This window comes from Mycobacterium sp. (assembly GCF_044223235.1).
Lineage (GTDB): Bacteria > Actinomycetota > Actinomycetes > Mycobacteriales > Mycobacteriaceae > Mycobacterium.
On record NZ_JBGAME010000001.1, the window covers coordinates 115342 to 132333 of the forward strand.

The 16992-nt window shown below is 67.4% G+C and carries 15 protein-coding genes; 5 read left to right on the forward strand and 10 right to left on the reverse strand.

The features are described from left to right. The first annotated feature begins 33 nt into the window (after nt 1–33). Entirely contained in the window at nt 34–2388 is a 2355-nt protein-coding gene (locus ADBZ6K_RS00540; RefSeq protein ID WP_526343880.1) for a RelA/SpoT family protein, read from the forward strand. Between the two features lie 78 nt (nt 2389–2466). Here the strand turns inward: ADBZ6K_RS00540 and ADBZ6K_RS00545 are convergent, their stop codons facing one another. Together ADBZ6K_RS00545 and ADBZ6K_RS00550 are read right to left on the reverse strand one after the other, a co-directional pair. Next, the gene (locus ADBZ6K_RS00545) at nt 2467–3108 is read right to left on the reverse strand and encodes a DUF2161 domain-containing phosphodiesterase (protein ID WP_526343881.1); all 642 of its coding nucleotides are present in this window, start codon (nt 3106–3108) and stop codon (nt 2467–2469) included. A 152-nt stretch (nt 3109–3260) separates the two neighbouring features. Beyond that, nucleotides 3261–4148 (reverse strand): peptidylprolyl isomerase, encoded by an 888-nt coding sequence (locus tag ADBZ6K_RS00550; RefSeq protein ID WP_526343882.1) that lies wholly within the window; start codon nt 4146–4148, stop codon nt 3261–3263. Between the two features lie 118 nt (nt 4149–4266). On the opposite strand from ADBZ6K_RS00550, the gene ADBZ6K_RS00555 reads away from it, so the two are divergent. Further along, the gene (locus tag ADBZ6K_RS00555; RefSeq protein ID WP_526343883.1) at nt 4267–4932 is read left to right on the forward strand and encodes an MBL fold metallo-hydrolase; all 666 of its coding nucleotides are present in this window, start codon (nt 4267–4269) and stop codon (nt 4930–4932) included. Continuing rightward, nucleotides 4929–6191, forward strand: coding sequence for a histidine--tRNA ligase (gene hisS / locus ADBZ6K_RS00560; RefSeq protein WP_526343884.1), 1263 nt, complete (start codon nt 4929–4931; stop codon nt 6189–6191). The genes ADBZ6K_RS00555 and hisS overlap by 4 nt, the downstream gene beginning before the upstream one ends. Here the strand turns inward: hisS and ADBZ6K_RS00565 are convergent. The 6 genes from ADBZ6K_RS00565 to urtA all read right to left on the reverse strand — a co-directional run bounded on the left by ADBZ6K_RS00565 (nt 6175) and on the right by urtA (nt 12492). Next, nucleotides 6175–7113: a glycosyltransferase gene (locus tag ADBZ6K_RS00565; protein WP_526343885.1), complete on the reverse strand. Its 939-nt coding sequence runs from the start codon at nt 7111–7113 to the stop codon at nt 6175–6177. The two genes, hisS and ADBZ6K_RS00565, sit on opposite strands and share 17 nt — an antisense overlap. 407 nt (nt 7114–7520) lie before the next feature. After that, on the reverse strand, nt 7521–8213 hold the full coding sequence (gene urtE / locus ADBZ6K_RS00570; protein WP_526343886.1) for an urea ABC transporter ATP-binding subunit UrtE: 693 nt from the start codon (nt 8211–8213) through the stop codon (nt 7521–7523). After that, nucleotides 8213–9001 carry an urea ABC transporter ATP-binding protein UrtD gene (gene urtD / locus ADBZ6K_RS00575; protein WP_526344327.1) on the reverse strand — a complete coding sequence of 263 codons (789 nt, stop codon included), beginning with the start codon at nt 8999–9001 and terminating at the stop codon, nt 8213–8215. Before urtD ends, urtE begins: the two co-directional genes overlap by 1 nt. Nucleotides 9002–9042: 41 nt before the next feature. Continuing rightward, nucleotides 9043–10146: an urea ABC transporter permease subunit UrtC gene (urtC, locus tag ADBZ6K_RS00580; protein ID WP_526343887.1), complete on the reverse strand. Its 1104-nt coding sequence runs from the start codon at nt 10144–10146 to the stop codon at nt 9043–9045. 160 nt (nt 10147–10306) lie between these two features. Beyond that, entirely contained in the window at nt 10307–11191 is an 885-nt protein-coding gene (gene urtB / locus ADBZ6K_RS00585; RefSeq protein WP_526343888.1) for an urea ABC transporter permease subunit UrtB, read from the reverse strand. Between the two features lie 35 nt (nt 11192–11226). Then, a complete protein-coding gene (urtA, locus tag ADBZ6K_RS00590) occupies nt 11227–12492 on the reverse strand; it encodes an urea ABC transporter substrate-binding protein (RefSeq protein ID WP_526343889.1) in 1266 nt (421 codons plus the stop codon). Nucleotides 12493–12752: 260 nt separating this feature from the next. On the opposite strand from urtA, the gene ADBZ6K_RS00595 reads away from it, so the two are divergent. Both ADBZ6K_RS00595 and ADBZ6K_RS00600 read left to right on the forward strand, forming a co-directional pair. Then, the gene (locus ADBZ6K_RS00595; protein WP_526343890.1) at nt 12753–13172 is read left to right on the forward strand and encodes an Rv2576c family protein; all 420 of its coding nucleotides are present in this window, start codon (nt 12753–12755) and stop codon (nt 13170–13172) included. 129 nt (nt 13173–13301) lie between these two features. Continuing rightward, nucleotides 13302–14342 carry an Rv2578c family radical SAM protein gene (locus tag ADBZ6K_RS00600; protein WP_526343891.1) on the forward strand — a complete coding sequence of 347 codons (1041 nt, stop codon included), beginning with the start codon at nt 13302–13304 and terminating at the stop codon, nt 14340–14342. 80 nt (nt 14343–14422) lie between these two features. Here ADBZ6K_RS00600 and ADBZ6K_RS00605 read toward each other — a convergent pair whose 3' ends face one another. Further along, a complete protein-coding gene (locus ADBZ6K_RS00605) occupies nt 14423–16084 on the reverse strand; it encodes a DUF885 domain-containing protein (RefSeq protein WP_526343892.1) in 1662 nt (553 codons plus the stop codon). Nucleotides 16085–16091: 7 nt separating this feature from the next. Beyond that, entirely contained in the window at nt 16092–16982 is an 891-nt protein-coding gene (ypfJ, locus tag ADBZ6K_RS00610) for a KPN_02809 family neutral zinc metallopeptidase (RefSeq protein WP_526343893.1), read from the reverse strand. Between the last annotated feature and the right edge of the window lie 10 nt (nt 16983–16992).

Here is a 16992-nt window from a genome sequence, read left to right on the forward strand (position 1 = left end):
ATGCGTGGGCACGGGTAACCGAGGAGGTGGCAGATGGCCTTTGAGCAGGGCAGCGAATCAGGCGGCGGACCCACGGTGCAGACGCCACCTCAGACATCCGACACCGGTGCGCTGGAAATCCCCAAGGCATCCAGCGCGTCCAGGCGGGTGCGGGCGCGGCTGGCCCGTCGCATCACCGCGCAGCGCAGCGCCATCAACCCGGTGCTCGAGCCGCTCGTCGCGGTGCATCGCGAGTTCTATCCGAAGGCCGACCTGACCCTGTTGCAGCGGGCCTTCGAGGTCGCCGAACAGCGCCACGCCACCCAGCTGCGACGGTCCGGGGACCCCTACATCACCCACCCGCTGGCGGTGGCCAACATCCTGGCCGAACTCGGCATGGACACCACCACGCTGGTGGCCGCGCTGCTGCACGACACCGTGGAGGACACCGGCTACGCGCTGGAGGAGTTGACGGCCGACTTCGGCAGCGAGGTAGGTCACCTCGTCGACGGCGTGACCAAACTGGACAAGGTGGTGCTGGGCACCGCGGCCGAGGGCGAGACGATCCGCAAGATGATCATCGCCATGGCCCGCGATCCCCGCGTGCTGGTGATCAAGGTCGCCGACCGGCTGCACAACATGCGGACAATGCGCTTCCTGCCGCCGGAGAAGCAGGCCCGCAAAGCCCGCGAAACGCTGGAAGTGATTGCGCCGCTTGCACATCGGCTGGGTATGGCCACGGTCAAGTGGGAACTCGAGGACCTGTCGTTCGCGATCCTGCATCCGAAGAAGTACGAGGAGATCGTGCGGCTGGTCGCCGACCGCGCACCGTCGCGCGACACCTATCTGGCCAAGGTGCGTGCCGAGATCAATGCGGCGCTGTCCGGCATGCGGATCAACGCCACCGTCGAGGGCAGGCCCAAGCACTACTGGTCGATCTATCAGAAGATGATCGTCAAGGGCCGCGATTTCGACGACATCCACGACCTGGTCGGTGTGCGGATCCTCTGCGACGAGATCCGCGACTGTTATGCCGCTGTGGGCGTGGTGCACTCGCTGTGGCAGCCGATGGCGGGCCGGTTCAAGGACTACATCGCCCAGCCGCGCTACGGCGTCTACCAGTCGTTGCACACCACCGTCGTCGGGCCTGAGGGCAAGCCGCTGGAGGTGCAGATCCGCACCTACGATATGCACCGCACCGCCGAGTATGGGATCGCGGCGCACTGGCGTTACAAGGAAGCCAAGGGCCGCAACGGAGTTCCGCCCAACCATAGCGCCGCCGAACTCGACGACATGGCCTGGATGCGGCAACTGCTCGACTGGCAGCGGGAGGCCGCCGATCCCGGTGAGTTCCTCGAGTCGCTGCGCTACGACCTCGCGGTGCAGGAGATCTTCGTGTTCACCCCGAAGGGTGACGTGATCACGCTGCCCGCCGGATCCACCCCGGTGGACTTCGCCTATGCGGTGCACACCGAGGTCGGCCACCGCTGCATCGGCGCGAGGGTCAATGGCCGGCTGGTGGCGCTGGAGCGCAAGCTCGAGAACGGCGAGGTCGTGGAGATCTTCACGTCCAAGGCCCCCAACGCAGGCCCGTCGCGGGACTGGCAGAGCTTCGTGGTGTCGCCGCGCGCCAAGGCCAAGATCCGGCAGTGGTTCGCCAAGGAGCGCCGCGAGGAGGCGCTCGAGGCAGGTAAGGACGCGATCGCCCGCGAGGTCCGCCGCGGTGGACTTCCGTTGCAGCGCTTGATGAATGCCGACTCGATGGGGGCGCTGGCGCGTGAACTGCGGTACGTAGACGTCTCCGCACTGTATACCGCGGTGGGGGAGGGCCACGTCTCGGCGCGCCACGTGGTGCAGCGGCTGTTGGCCCAGCTGGGTGGGGACGACGCCGCCGAGGACGAACTCGCCGAGCGGTCCACACCGGCGAACATGCCGGTGCGTCAGCGCAGCACCGACGACACCGGCGTCGCGGTGCCCGGTGCACCCGGCGTCCTGACGAAGCTGGCGAAGTGCTGTACGCCGGTGCCCGGCGACAACATCATGGGGTTTGTCACCCGCGGCGGCGGGGTCAGCGTGCACCGCACGGACTGCACGAATGCCGCGTCGCTGCAACAACAGTCGGAGCGCATCATCGACGTCGAGTGGGCGCCGTCACCGTCATCGGTGTTCCTCGTCGCCATCCAGGTCGAGGCGCTGGATCGGCACCGGCTGCTCTCCGACGTGACGCGGGTGCTCGCCGATGAGAAGGTGAACATCCTTTCCGCGTCCGTGACGACCTCCAACGACCGTGTCGCGATCAGCCGGTTCACCTTCGAGATGGGCGACCCCAAGCACCTCGGGCACCTGCTCAGCGTGGTGCGTAACGTCGAGGGCGTCTACGACGTCTACCGCGTCACGTCCGCGGCATAGATCACAGACACAGCTCACGAAACTGCATTCTGGCAGGCCACTTCTCGCACCTTCGCTGCGCGGCCGCAACCTCGCGGACTATGGCCCTTGGAAGCGGGCGAGGCCGGTGCGGCCCCTCGAGGTGATCGCATACGTCCCGCGGCCCACCCGCTCGAACCAGCCGTAGTAGTCGCGCTGCAGGATTTTCGCCGCATTGGGCACATCCGCCGCGGCCCGCATATCGGCCAGTCGCATAGGACCTTCGAGCAGCAGTTCCGCACAGCGCAGCGCCTCCTGCCGATACGCGGTCAGCATCGGCACCCGGGTTGTCGACCCACCCATGATCGGATCGCCGACGCGACGGGCGTGTTCGCCGAGCAGGCGACCGATCTCGCGCTTGTCCTTGCGCGGGGCGTAAGGCAGCGGATCGACCACGACATGGGCCCTGCCGTCGCCAACGACGATCAGGCCGAGCCCGAGCCGGCGGCACAGCTTGCGAATGTCGTTGATCTTGGTGGGGATTCGGCCGACGCCGAGGTAGACCGCGTCGGTCAGGCACAGCCGGTCGATGCCCTGCAGGACGAGCGCCAGCGAGAAGGACGTCTTGAGTTCGACCACCACGGGCGGTTCGGCGCCGCGCACCCCGACCACATCGCAGCCTCGTACCTCACCCTTGACGGTGTAGCCCTGGGCCTCGAGGAGAACCTTGACCGGTCGATACAGGTCGCTCTCCAGGGGCATACCCGGGCACGCTAGCAGCCGGACGCGCGGGTTCGGCGGACCCACGCCCATCCGCCGAGCAGACGCAAAAGAGCCCAAGAATTGGGCGATTTCGGGCAGTTTGCGTCTGTTCGGCCGGGTTCTGGCCGGGGGACTGGGTCCGGGATTCTCGGCTAGTCCAGCTGAATCGACTTGATCTTCACTGCGGTGGCCGGCGCGCCGTCCTGCCCGCCACCGGTCACGCCTGCCCCTGCGATCTTGTCCAGTGTGGCCAGGCCAGTGTCGTCGATGGTGCCGAACACCGTGTAGTTCGGCGGCAGCTGCGAATCCTTGTACACCAGGAAGAACTGACTGCCATTGGTACCGGGGCCGGCATTCGCCATGGCCAGCGTGCCCCGCGGGTACACCACCGGTTGCTGCAGGGCCGGGTCGCCGGGCTGGTACTGGTCGGTGGGGTACTCGTTGGCGAACTGATATCCGGGCCCGCCGGTGCCCTTGCCGGTCGGATCGCCGCACTGCAGCACCGACAAACCTTCGCTGGTGGTGAGCCGGTGGCACGGGGTGTCGTTGAAGTAGCCCTGCTGCGCCAGGCTGGCGAAGCTGTTGACGGTGCATGGCGACTTCGCATTGTCCAGCTGCAACCCGATGTTGCCCTGGTCGGTGGCCATGCTGGCGCTGACCTGTGCCGGCTCCGTCGGAACCGTACCGGTGCGCGGCGGTTTGACCTGTTTGCTGGCCGCCGCCGCGGACGGATACTGACAGTCGGCGCCGAGGTTGGCGGGCGCGACGAACGGCGGCAGCTGGCCGTCGCCTGGCGGCGGTGGTGTCGTGGTCTCGGTGGCGGAGGAGGCGGAGGTAGCCGCCGACGCGCTGGAATCGTCCCTGGAATCGTCCCTTGTCAACACCACGGTGGCGACGACCGCTCCGATCACGACGACGCCGGCCAGCGCCGACCCGACGATCGTGTAGAGACGGCGCCTGCGCTCCTTCGCCTCTCTGCGCTCCAGCTGACGCTCGAGTTTGCGCTTGGCCGTCGCACGCCGTTGTTCGTTGGTCGGCACCGCCGCTGTCCCTCCCTGTCTAAGGATCGTCGTTGACGATGATCCGCAACGAGTGTGCCAGGCGTTGCTGAGTGTGGCCCCAACGACCCCACGCGAGCGGGGATGGAAAACTGGGTGCGTGTTGATCACGGGTTTCCCTGCGGGCATGCTGCAGTGCAACTGCTACGTGCTGGCCCCGCACCCCGGCGCCGACGCCATCGTCGTCGATCCGGGCCAGCGCGCGGCCACGCCTCTGCGGCGCATCCTCGACGAACATCGGTTGACCCCTGCGGCGGTGCTGCTCACCCACGGCCACATCGACCACATCTGGTCGGCGCAGAAGGTGGCCGACATGTACGGCTGCCCGGTGTACATCCACCCCGCCGACCGGTTCATGCTGACCGACCCGATCAACGGCATCGGGCCCCGGCTGGGCCAGGTGCTGCTCGGCGCGATGTTCCGTGAACCCAAACAGCTCGTCGAGCTGGACACCGACGGCATCACCCTCGACCTGGCCGGGGTGGCCGTCACGGTGGACCACACCCCCGGTCACACGCAGGGGTCGGTCGTTTTCCGGGTCGCCGACGATGAGGCGGGGCTGGCTCTGACCGGCGACACGCTGTTCCGCGGCTCCGTCGGACGCACGGACCTGCCCGGAGGCAGTGGCCGCGACCTGCTCGGCTCGATCGTGACAAAACTGTTGGTGCTCGATGACGGCACCGTGGTACTGCCGGGGCACGGCGAACGGTCCACCATCGGCCTCGAACGCCGCACCAACCCGTTTCTCGAAGGTTTGACGCTGTGACGGATGCTTTCCAGGCGCCCAAGGGCGTTCCCGACTACCTTCCGCCGGAGTCGGCGCAGTTCGTCGCGGTTCGCGACGGCCTGCTCGCGGCGGCCCGGCGCGCGGGTTACGCCGACATCGAGCTGCCCATCTTCGAGGACACGGCGCTGTTCGCGCGCGGTGTCGGGGAGTCGACCGACGTCGTCACCAAGGAGATGTATACATTCGCCGACCGGGGTGAGCGCTCGGTGACGCTTCGCCCCGAGGGCACCGCCGGGGTGATGCGCGCGGTGATAGAGCACGGCCTGGACCGCGGCCCGTTGCCGGTGAAACTGTGCTATTCGGGACCCTTCTTCCGCTACGAGCGGCCCCAGGCCGGCCGCTACCGCCAGCTGCAGCAGGTCGGTGTGGAGGCCATCGGGGTCGACGACCCGGCGCTCGACGCCGAGGTGATCGCCGTCGCCGACGCCGGTTTCCGCTCGCTGGGCCTGGACGGCTTCCGGCTGGAGATCACCTCGCTGGGCGACGACAGCTGCCGTCCCCAGTACCGCGACCTGCTGCAGGAGTTCCTGTTCGCGCTGGATCTGGACGAGGAAACGCGGCGGCGCGCACAGATCAACCCGCTGCGGGTGCTTGACGACAAGCGTCCGCACATCCGGGAGATGACGGCGTCGGCGCCGGTCATGCTCGACCACCTGTCGGATGCCGCCAAGCAGCACTTCGACACCGTGCTGGCCCACCTCGATGCGCTCGGCGTGCCGTACGTGATCAACCCGCGTATGGTGCGGGGGCTGGATTACTACACCAAGACCACTTTCGAGTTCGTGCACGACGGGCTCGGCGCACAGTCCGGCATCGGCGGCGGCGGTCGCTACGACGGGCTCATGGCGCAGCTCGGCGGAAAGGACTTGTCCGGCATCGGGTTCGGCCTCGGCGTCGACCGCACCGTGCTGGCGCTGAAGGCCGAAGGCAAGACCCCGGGGGACACCGCGCGCGTCGAAGTGTTCGCGGTGCCGCTGGGTGAGCAGGCGAAGATCCGGCTCGCGGTGCTGGCCGCCCAGCTGCGGGCGTCGGGTGTGCGGGTGGACCTGGCCTACGGCGATCGCGGTGTGAAGGGCGCGATGCGCGCCGCGGACCGCTCCGGCGCCAGGCTCGCGCTCGTCGCGGGCGATCGTGACATCGAGGCGGGCACGGTCGGCGTCAAGGATCTCGCCACCGGCGGACAGATCGACGTCGCCGCCGGGGACGTGGCCGCCGAGGTGCTTACGCGGCTTCGCTGACGTCGGCCCGGTTGCCACGCTCCGAGGGTCGGCCGCGCACGATCATCCGCAGCACGCGTATCCCGTCACGAAGGGCCCGGCGGTTCGGCTTACGCGTCCTGCCGGACAGTTCCACCATCGGCACCTCGGCGATCCGCAGTCCCGACCGCACCGCCCGCAGAGTCAGTTCGGCGCCTGCGTCGGAGCCCGAATGCGGAATCCCGAGGCGCTCGAGGTCGCGGCGCCGGAACGCACACGCCAGGTAGCACAGGTCGCTGATCCTGATCCCGTACATCCGATGGAAAACGGCGAGCAGGCAACGGGTCCCGACCCTGCGCAGGCCGGTGTGACCGGATGACCGGCCGCCGCAGATGAATCGGGAGCCCTTGACGAAGTCGTATCCGTTCCCGAGGTAATGCAGCAGGTGCCGGATTCCCCGCGGATCGATGCCGCCGTCGGTGTCGACCATCACGATGATGTCACCGGTCGCGGCTGCCAGCGCACCCCGCGCGCCGCGATCGGCGCCCAGATGGTTGATCGTGCGGACGTCCGTGGACCCGCTGCGGCCCACCGGGGCGGAGCCGAAGCAACCGCCCACCAGGAGCACCTCATCCACTTCGGCAGGCATCCCGTCGAGGACCTGCTGGATGTTGCAGGCGCCACACGAGCACCGGACGATGAGGGTGACGGTCGCCGATTCCGCCGACTTGATCCACCGCACCTGGCCGGCGGGCCGCGGCCCGCTGTAATGCGCGGTGATCGTGTCGAGGTAGCTCTGCTGCGCCGAGGTGACCGGCGTTGCGGACTCGGGTGGCGTGTCGGCGGGAAGCGATTTCCATGACGACACCGATCGCGGAGTCCGCCTCCTGATACCCAGTCCGGAGGTCCCGGCGAACATCTGTGTGCCCGCCGCGCTGCTGTAGTCGTTCAACAGATCCGACATCCTGCCTCCCCAGGATCCGGCCCAGGCACGACAAATCTGCACGTGCACCTTGCGATTTGCTGAGAACACGCGGGTTGGCCTGGTTTTGGATCGCTGTGACGGAACGTAGCACTGCGCGTTGGCCATGGCCAGTGATTGCCGAGATTTCAGTTGGCGTCAATTTCTTTTCGCCCGTCCGGCGATGTTCTCACCCGCGCGGGGCCGCTTGCGGCGACAACTAGCAAGTACTTCGTGGGTAATTCGCAGCGATCAGTATGTTTGCCGGGCTTCGTGGTGCCGCCGCTGAGGCTGGCGAAGTTTGCCAGAGTCCGCGCGATATGGTGTTCGTCGACCGCACCCCTTTGCTGGCGCGCACACGGCATCCCTTCGCGGCGATGCTCCCGATTTGCCAGTGTCCGATGGCAACGCTAAATGGCCATCGCGGCGCGCACGTCGGCCTCCGAGGACGACCCACCGGTGCCGCTCGACGTCACGCGCCCGGACTCCAGGATGTAGTACTGCTGCGAGGATTCGAGGGCAAAGCCGATGTGCTGCTCGACGAGGAGCACGCCGAGGTCGCCACGGGCGGTCAGTGCCGTGATGGCTGCCTCGATCTCGGCCACCACCGAGGGCTGGATTCCCTCGGTGGGCTCATCGAGGATGAGGATCTTGGGGCTGGTGATCAGCGCGCGGGCGATCGCCAGCTGCTGGCGCTGCCCGCCGGAGAGAAGCCCGGCGCGGCGCGTGAGCAGCTCCTTGAGTGCGGGGAACAGGTCGAGCTGCTCATCGAGGAGCTGCTTGCCGTTCTTGCGGCCGTCGGCGACTACTTGGAGGTTCTCGGCGGTGGTCAGCTGACCGAACGACTGCTGACCCTGTGGCACGTACGCCAGGCCGCGCGCCACCCGCGCGCTGGGGCGCAGCTTGGTGACATCGTCACCGTCCAGCAGCACCTTGCCCGCGGTGCATTTGAGCAGCCCGACGGCGGCCCGGAGCAGGGTCGTCTTGCCCGCCCCGTTGTGCCCCATCACGGCCGCCACCCCATCGGTGGGGACCTCGATGCTGACGCCGTGGATAACCTCGGACCGGCCGTAGCCGGTGTGTACGTCGGCCAGCTGGAGCACTATGACCTCTCCTCGATGAGCTCGGAGGGCGCAGCATCCAGACCCTCCGAGCCCGCCGCCGCCGTCCCCAGATAGACCTCCTGCACCTTCGGGTTGGCCTGGACCTCGGCCACCGAACCTTCGGCGATCACCTGCCCGCGGGCCAGGACGGTCACCGAGGTGGCGAACGCGCGCATGAAGTCCATGTCGTGCTCGACGACCACGACCGTGCGTTCACCGCCGATGCGGCGCAGCAGGTTCCCCGTCTCCTCGCGTTCCTCGTGGCTCATGCCGGCGACGGGTTCGTCGAGCAGCAGCACGTCGGCGTTCTGCACCAGCAGCATGCCGATCTCCAGCCACTGCTTCTGGCCATGCGCAAGCACGCCGGCCGGTTTCTCGGCCAGATCGGTCAGCCCGATGATGTCCAGGGCCTCCTCGATGGCGGGCAGCACAGCCGAGCGGCGGCGCAGCAGCGTCCACCACGACCGGCCCGCCCCTGCGGCGATATCGAGGTTCTGCAGCACGGTGAGCTGCTCGAACACGCTCGCGGTCTGGAACGTCCGTCCCACTCCGTGCCGGGCGATCTGGTGCACCTTCTTGCCGAGCAACTCGACGCCGGACTTGCTGACCGATCCGGATGCCGAGACAAGCCCGGTGATCGCATCGATGACCGTGGTCTTGCCCGCGCCGTTGGGCCCGATCAGGAACCTCAGGTCACCCTGAAACAAGGTCAGGTCGACGTCGCTGACGGCCTTGAAGCCGTCGAAATCGACGGTCAATCCGCGCACTTCGAGATACTCGGTGCCCATGCCGACGTTGCCGCCGGCGACCGGCTCCTTCGCGACGTCGGTCACGCGCTCGCACCCACCTTCTGCTCCTCCGGTTGCGGATCGGGATCCGGCGAAGGGTCGGGACGTCGCCGCCGACGGCGCAGCAGCACGCCGAGGCCCGCAAGCCCGGCAGGGAAGAAGCCGACGACGACGATGAACAGCAGGCCCTGCGCGTAGATCCACTCCGACGGGAATCGTTCGGAGAACAGCGTTTGCGCCCATGCGACGCCGATCGCGCCAAGTACCGGTCCCAGCAGCGTGGTGCGGCCGCCGATCGCGACGCCGATGAGGAATGCGATAGACGGCAGGATGCCCACCTGGGCGGGCGTGATGAACCCGATGATCGGGGCGAACAGCGCGCCGGCGATGCTGGCGAACAACGCCGCCGCGGTGTAGGCGACGACCTTGATGTTGGCCGGATCGTAGCCCAGGAAGCGCACCCGCTCCTCGCCGTCGCGCACCGCGACCAGAAGTTCACCGTAGCGGCTCTGCATGAGCTGGCGGGTGATCGCGACGACGACCAGCAGCGTGGCCGCGGCGATGAAATACAGCATCTGCCGGTTCACCGGATCGGACAGGGCGAACCCGAAGAACGTGCGGAATCCGTTGAGCCCGTTGCTTCCACCGAGCGTGGCCTGGCCGACGAGCAGGATGGCCATGGCCGCGGCCAGCGCCTGGGACAGGATGGCGAAGTAGGCGCCCTTGACCCGGCGCTTGAAGACGCCCAGGCCGAGAATCGCGGCAACGGCGGTGGGGATGACGACGATCGCGAACAGCGTGAAGGCCGGCGAGGCGAACGGCGTCCAGTAGCCGGGCAGATCGGGGATACCAGCGATCTGCATGAAGTCGGGCACGGCCTGCTTGCGGATCTCGGCGTCGGCGATCTTCAGGTGCATGCCCATCATGTAGGCCCCGAGCCCGAAGAACACGCCCTGGCCGAGGGTGAGCATACCGCCACGGCCCCAAGCCAATCCGATCCCGGCGGCGACGATCGCGTAACACAGGTACTGGCCGAGCAGACCGAGCCGGAAGCTGCTCAGCGCTGCCGGTGCCACCCCGAACAGCAGTACCGCGGCGACGGCGAATCCCGCCCAGGTCTGCCAGCGTCCGACGAACGCTTTCATCGATGCTCCTCGCGTCCGCGGGTTGAATTTGCTCCTCGCGTCCGCGGGGTTGAAATTGCTCCTCGCGTCCGCGGGGTTGAAATTGCTCCTCGCGTCCGCGGGGTTGAATTTGCTCCTCGCGTCCGCGGGGTTGAAATTGCTCCTCGCGTCCGCGGTGTCGTCATACGAGACTCCTTGTCCGCACGGTGAACAACCCCTGCGGACGCACCTGGAGGAACACAACGATGATCACGAACACGATCACCTTGGCCAGCGACGCGGTGGTGCTGTACTCGATGAACGAGTTGAGCAGCCCGAGCGCGAACGCGGCGATCACCGTGCCCTTTATCTGGCCCAACCCGCCGACCACGACGACCAGGAAGGCGTCGATGAGATAGGCCTGCCCGGTGGTGGGGCTCGTTGAACCGATCAAGGTCAGTGCGACGCCGGCCACACTGGCCAGCCCCGACCCGATGAAGAACGTGGTGATGTCCGTCTTGCGGGACGAGATACCGCTCGTCTCAGCGAGATCGCGGTTCTGCACCACCGCGCGGATGCGTCGTCCCATCGGGCTCGACTTGAGCACGACGGCAAGGACCGTCACGCATACGATGGCCAGGAGCAGGATGAAGATGCGCGTCTTGGGCACGACGGCGCCCAGGATCTCCACTCCGCCTGACAACCACGACGGCGCGGCCACATTGACCGCGGGTGCGCCGAAGATGTCGCGGGCCACCTGCTGAAGAATCAGCCCGACGCCGAACGTCACCAGCAGGGTGTCCAGCGGCCGGTCGTACATGCGCCGGATCAGTGTGGTCTCGAGGAGGACGCCGAGCAGGCCGCCCACCAGGAACCCGACCGCAAGCGAGATCAGCAGGGACGCACCGGCGCTGGAGATGACCTGCTGGACCACGTATGCCGTGTAGCAGCCGGCCATGATGAACTCGCCGTGCGCCATGTTGATGACGCCCATCTGGCCGAAGGTCAGCGCCAGCCCCAGCGCCGCCAGCAACAGGATTGAGCCGACGCTCAATCCCGTTGCCAGCTGTCCGATCAGGACATCCATGCGGCGTTAATTCCCCGTCGCTTCGCTCGCTCCCGTCAGCCCGAGAGTCCAGCGGCCCATGGGTACGACTTCAGATAGGGATCCGGCTCGATCGGCCCGGGCGACTCCCAGATCGTGTAGATCAGCCCGTCGGGATGGATCTCGCCGATGCGCGCGGTCTTGGTGATGTGGTGGTTCTCGCCGTCGATCGTGACGAGGCCCTCGGGGGCGTCGAAGGTGACCCCACCCGCGTTGTCCTGGATCGCTTTGGTGTCGAACGCATTCGCCTTCTCGACGGTGTTCTTCCACAGGTAGACCGAGACGTACGCGGCCTCCATGGGGTCGGAGGTGGGCTTGTTCTGGCCGTACTTGTCCTTGTACGCCTTGACGAAGGCGTGGTTCACCGGGTTGTCCACCGTCTGGTAGTAGTTCCAGGCGGTCAGCTGACCCTCGATGTTCTGCGCGCCGATACCGGTGACTTCTTCCTCGGCGATCGACACCGAAACCACCGGCATCGTCTGCGGGGTCAGGCCGGCATTCGTGTACTCCTTGAAGAAGGCCACGTTGGAGTCGCCGTTGAGGGTGTTGAACACCGCGCCCGCGTTGGAGGCGCGGACCTTGTTGACGATGGTGGAGAAGTCGGTGGAACCCAGCGGGGTGTAATCCTCACCCTTGATCTCGATCCCGTTGGCCGCCGCGTACGCCTTGATGATGCGGTTGGCGGTCTGGGGGAACACGTAGTCGCTGCCCACCAGGTATAGCGACGTGACGCCCTTCTCCTTGAGGTAGTCCAGCGCGGGCACGATCTGCTGGTTGGTGGTGGCGCCGGTGTAGAAGATGTTCGGTGAGGCCTCCAGGCCCTCGTACTGCACGGGGTAGTACAGCAGCGAGTTGTTGCTCTCGAACACCGGCAGCATCGCCTTGCGGCTCGACGACGTCCAGCCGCCGAACACCGCGGCCACACAGTCGTCCTTGATCAGCTTCTCGGCCTTCTGCGCGAACACGGCCGGATCGGACGCGCCGTCCTCGCCGACGAGCTGAATCTGCTTGTCCAGGACGCCGCCCGCCGCGTTGATCTCGTCGACCGCGAGCTTGATGGCGTCGCGGACGGTCACCTCGGAGATGGCCATGGTGCCCGACAGCGAGTTCAAGGAGCCGACCTTGATGGTGTCAGCGGAGGTGTCGACGCACGACTCGGTGTTTGCCGCTTCGGTTTCTGTGGCCTTGCTGCCGCAGCCGGCGAGCATCAGGCTGGTTGCGGTGAGCACGCTGCCCGCTGCCAGTGCCGACTTGGTGAAGGACGAGCGTCCTGGTAGTCGCATGAACAACCTTTCGTCATGTCAGCAGCGCTAATTGCCGCAGGGTCAGCGGGTGGGAAGCGCGAAAGGAAGAAGACGCCTTGCGGTGTCGAATCGGCACGTTAGAGCGCACGTGTTTCTGTGGAATGTCTGTGTGTGACGAACAAATTAACCTGTAGCTGGCATTGGCTTCCCCTGCCATTCACCGTTCTGGGCCGATTCTGCTGAGCGGGAACGACGGACCGTCATGTAACGATCGGGTAGCGTCCGTCGATGTGACAGGCATGCGAAATGCGACAGCACGGGTCGGGGCGATTCTGTGTGTGGCGGCCGCCGGTTTGGCGGTCTCCCCTGGCATCGCGGGCGCGCAGCCGGAGGGTCATCAGGTCCGGTACACGCTGACGTCGGCGGGCCCCGCGCCGTTCGACCTCTACTACCTGACGGCGCAACCGCCCAGCAAGGAGGCGTACGACGCCGATCCGTACGCTTTCCTGAAGAAGGAATCGGTGACTCTCGCACCCGGGGTGCCGTGGGTATTCGAGACCACGCTGGCCGACCCGCAGTGGGCGATCCTGACCGTGAGCAGCACGACCCGCGGAGGTCAGGCGGCTCCCAATCCGCACTGTGAGATCGCCGTCGACAATCAGGTGGTCGTGCAGCAGGACGCACCGTACAACCTGCAGTGTCAGCTGAAGCCCTGGTAGTCCGCGGGCGGACGAGTCAACGGTAGTCCGCGGGCGGACGAGTCAACGGTAGTCCGCGGGCGGACGAGTCAACGGGGTCCCGGGAGCGGCCCCTTGACAAGTGCATAGAACAGACGTTCGAATAGCGGTGTGCGGTGGGACGATCAGCGGGTGGGTGTTGACGACGGCGCACTGCCGGGCTTGCTGCGCATCGGTCTGGTGCGCAGCGTGCGCACGCCGCAATTCGACGGCATCACCTTCCACGAGGTGCTGTGCAAGTCGGCGCTGAACAAGGTGCCGGATCCTCGGTCCGATGTCGCCGGCCGGCCGGCTCCGGCGATGCTGCCGTTCCGGTACACCGTCAACGGCTACCGCGGCTGTTCACACGCGTGTCGGTACTGCTTCGCGCGGCCCACACACGAGTACCTCGAATTCGACTGCGGCACCGACTTCGACACTCAGGTCGTGGTGAAAACCAATGTGGCCGAGGTGTTGCGGCGCGAGCTGCGCAGGCCGTCGTGGACCCGTGAGACCGTCGCGCTGGGCACCAACACCGATCCCTACCAACGCGCCGAGGGCCGCTACGCGCTGATGCCCGGCATCATCGCCGCGCTTGCCGATTCGGGCACCCCGTTCTCCATCCTCACCAAGGGCACACTGCTGCGCCGGGATCTGCCGCTGATCGCCGATGCCGCGGGCCGGGTCTCCGTCAGCGTCGCCGTGTCACTGGCGGTGGGGGATCCGGCGCTGCACCGCGACCTCGAGCCGGGCACACCGTCGCCGCAGGCCAGGCTTTCGCTGATCGCCGCGATCAGGGACGCGGGCCTGGACTGCCACGTCATGGTCGCGCCGGTGCTGCCGCGGCTGACGGATTCCGTCGAGCACCTCGACGATCTGCTCCGTCGCATCGCCGACGCGGGCGCCACCGGGGTGACGGTATTCGGCCTGCATCTGCGCGGCTCCACCCGCGGCTGGTTCATGGAGTGGCTGGCGCGCTCGCATCCCGAATTGGAGGGGGAGTACCGCCGGTTGTACCGGCGCGGCGCGTATCTGCCCGCGGACTACCGCGCGATGCTGCACGCCCGGGTCGCCCCGCTCGTGGCGCGGCACGGTTTGGCCGGACGATCCCCGCGGCGCGAGACCGTCGTCGCGGCGTCACAACCCGCGGCCACGCAGGCGACGCTGTTCTGAGCGGCTCGGAATGTACGGTTGTTGTACACATTCCGCGAGAAACGCCGCGAACAACCGTACATTCGCGGGAGCGGCAGGCGTCAGTCCAGCAGCGCGCTGCCGAGCACGTCGAGCGGCAGTCCGCCCAGATCCAATGCGCGGCTGTGGAACTCCTTCAGCGACACGCCCCGATCGAGCAGTTCGTCACGCAGCCGCTGCCAGATCCGCTGGCCGATCGCGTACGACGGCGCCTGGCCAGGCCAGCCCAGGTACCGGTTCAGTTCGAACTCCAGCGTCTCCTCGGGCTGCGCGCAGTGGGCCCGCAGGAAATCCCAGGCCCGTTCGGCGTCCCAGATGCCGCCGTCGGGCGCTGCCAGCCCGCAGTGCACCCCGATGTCGATGACCACCCGTGCCGCCCGGAACCGTTGCGCATCAAGCATTCCCATGCGGTTACCCGGATCGTCGAGCCAGCCGAGGTCGGCCATCAGGCGTTCGGCGTACAGCGCCCACCCCTCGCCGTGCCCGGACACCCAGCAGCCCAGGCGTCGCCACCGGTTGAGCCGTTCGGCGAGCACCACCGCTCTGCCGATCTGCAGGTGGTGACCGGGGACGCCCTCGTGGAAGACCGTCGTCGTCTCCTGCCAGGTGTGGAAGGCGTCGACACCCGGCGGGACCGACCACCACATCCGGCCGGGCCGGGTCAGGTCCTCCGACGGGCCGGTGTAGTAGATGCCGCCGGTGTGGGTCGGCGCAATCCGGCATTCCAGGCGCCGCAGCGGCTCGGCGATGTCGAAGTGCTTGTCGGCCAACGAATCCACCGCGCGGTCCGACAGGTCCTGCATCCAGGCCTGCAGCGCTTCGGTGCCGTGTGCGAGGTAGCGGGGGTCCTCGTCGAGCCGGCGCATCGCCTCCCGCACCGACGCGCCTGGATACAGCCGTTCTGCGAGTTGTTCCTGTTCGGCGACAATGGATTCGAGCTGTCGCATGCCCCACTCGTAGGTCTCGTCCATGTCGATCGTGGCGCCGAGGAAGGACGCGGACAACACGCGGTAGGCGTCGCGTCCGCAGGCGTCGCGGTGGACGGCCCGCGGGGCGATCTCATCGCGCAGCATTCGGGCGAGGTCGGCGTAGCCCAGCGCGGCCGCCTCGGCCTGCCGCCGCACCTCGGCGTGCAACGCCGGGTTGTGCGGTGCCGCTTCGGCGACCATGTCGATGAACAGTTGCTGGTACTGCTCGGCCTGCGCGATGCAACTGCGGACCTGACGGATGGCGGGTGGATGCCCCGCGGCGGTTCTGGCCCGCAGCGCCTCGGCGTAGCCGGCCGCCCCGGCGGGCACCTTCGCCAGGCGACGGCCGATCACCGCCCAGTCCTCGTCGGTGTCGGTGCCCATCAGGTCGAAGACATCGCGCATGGTCTGCAGCGGAGAGGCGATCACGTTGAGCTCGCCGACATCCAGGCCGGCCGCGTGCAGGTCCAGCGTCGTGGTCAGCCGCTCCCGCAGGGCGGCGACGGTCACCCGATCGACGTCGTCGACGGCGTCCACCGCGCCGAGTTCGCGCAACGACGCCCTGGCCGCCTCGGCGCGGGCGGCCACGCCCTCGGGTGAGTAGTCGGTCACGTCGTCGTGGCTGTCCGTGCCGTGGCCGGTGATTCCCAACTGGGTTGCCGCACAAGGATCCAGCGCCGCGAACGCGTCCAGGTAGCGGTCGGCTACGTCGTCGACGGGACTTGCAGGTCTGGGGGTGCTGAGGGTGTCGACCAATGCCGGGCTAGCCGAGGTTGTTGGTGGCGAACGTGTCGCACTTGTTGGGATCGCCGGTCTGATAGCCGATCGTGAACCACTTCTGCCGCTGCTCGGAGGATCCGTGGGTCCATGACTCGGGGTTTACCCGGCCGGTTGCCGCGGCCTGGATGCGGTCGTCGCCTACGGACGACGCGGCCGAGAGCGCATCGGCGATATCCTTGTCGCTCAACGGTTCCAGGAACGGCACACCGGTGCTCTCCTGCTTGGTGATCGACGCGTAGTGCGCCCACACGCCCGCGTAGCAGTCGGCCTGAAGCTCGGTGCGCACACCGGCGCCCTGGGCGCCCTGCGGATCACGCTGGGCGCGGCCGAGGATCCCCTGCAGGTTCTGGACGTGGTGGCCGAACTCGTGGGCGACCACGTACTCCTGGGCCAATGGCCCTCCGCTGGAGCCGAACTGGTCGACGAGCACCTGGAAGAAGTCGGTATCGAAGTAGGCGGTCTTGTCGACGGGGCAGTAGAACGGCCCCACATCGCTGGTCGCAGGTCCGCAGCCGGTGTCCACCTGCCCGGTGAACAGCCGGACGTAGGGGCGGGTGTAGCCCTGCATCAGCTGTTCCCACACACCGTCGACGGAGTTGCCGGTGGCCACCACTCGGCACTGCACGATGCGGTTGGCGTCCTCGCCGGTCTTGCACTGGCTCAGATCGAAGCCGGGTGATTCGACACCCTCGGTGCTGCCGATCTCCTGTTGCTCGGAGAGCATCGAGCCGGGATCGACTCCGAGGAAGAGCGCGACGACGAGAATCAGCAGACCACCGATGCCGCCGCCGATGGCGATGCGGCCACCGCCGCCGCGGCCCCCGCTGGTCGAGGTGGTGCTCGTGTCGATCTGCATACCTTCGTTGAAGGTCATCGCACCACTC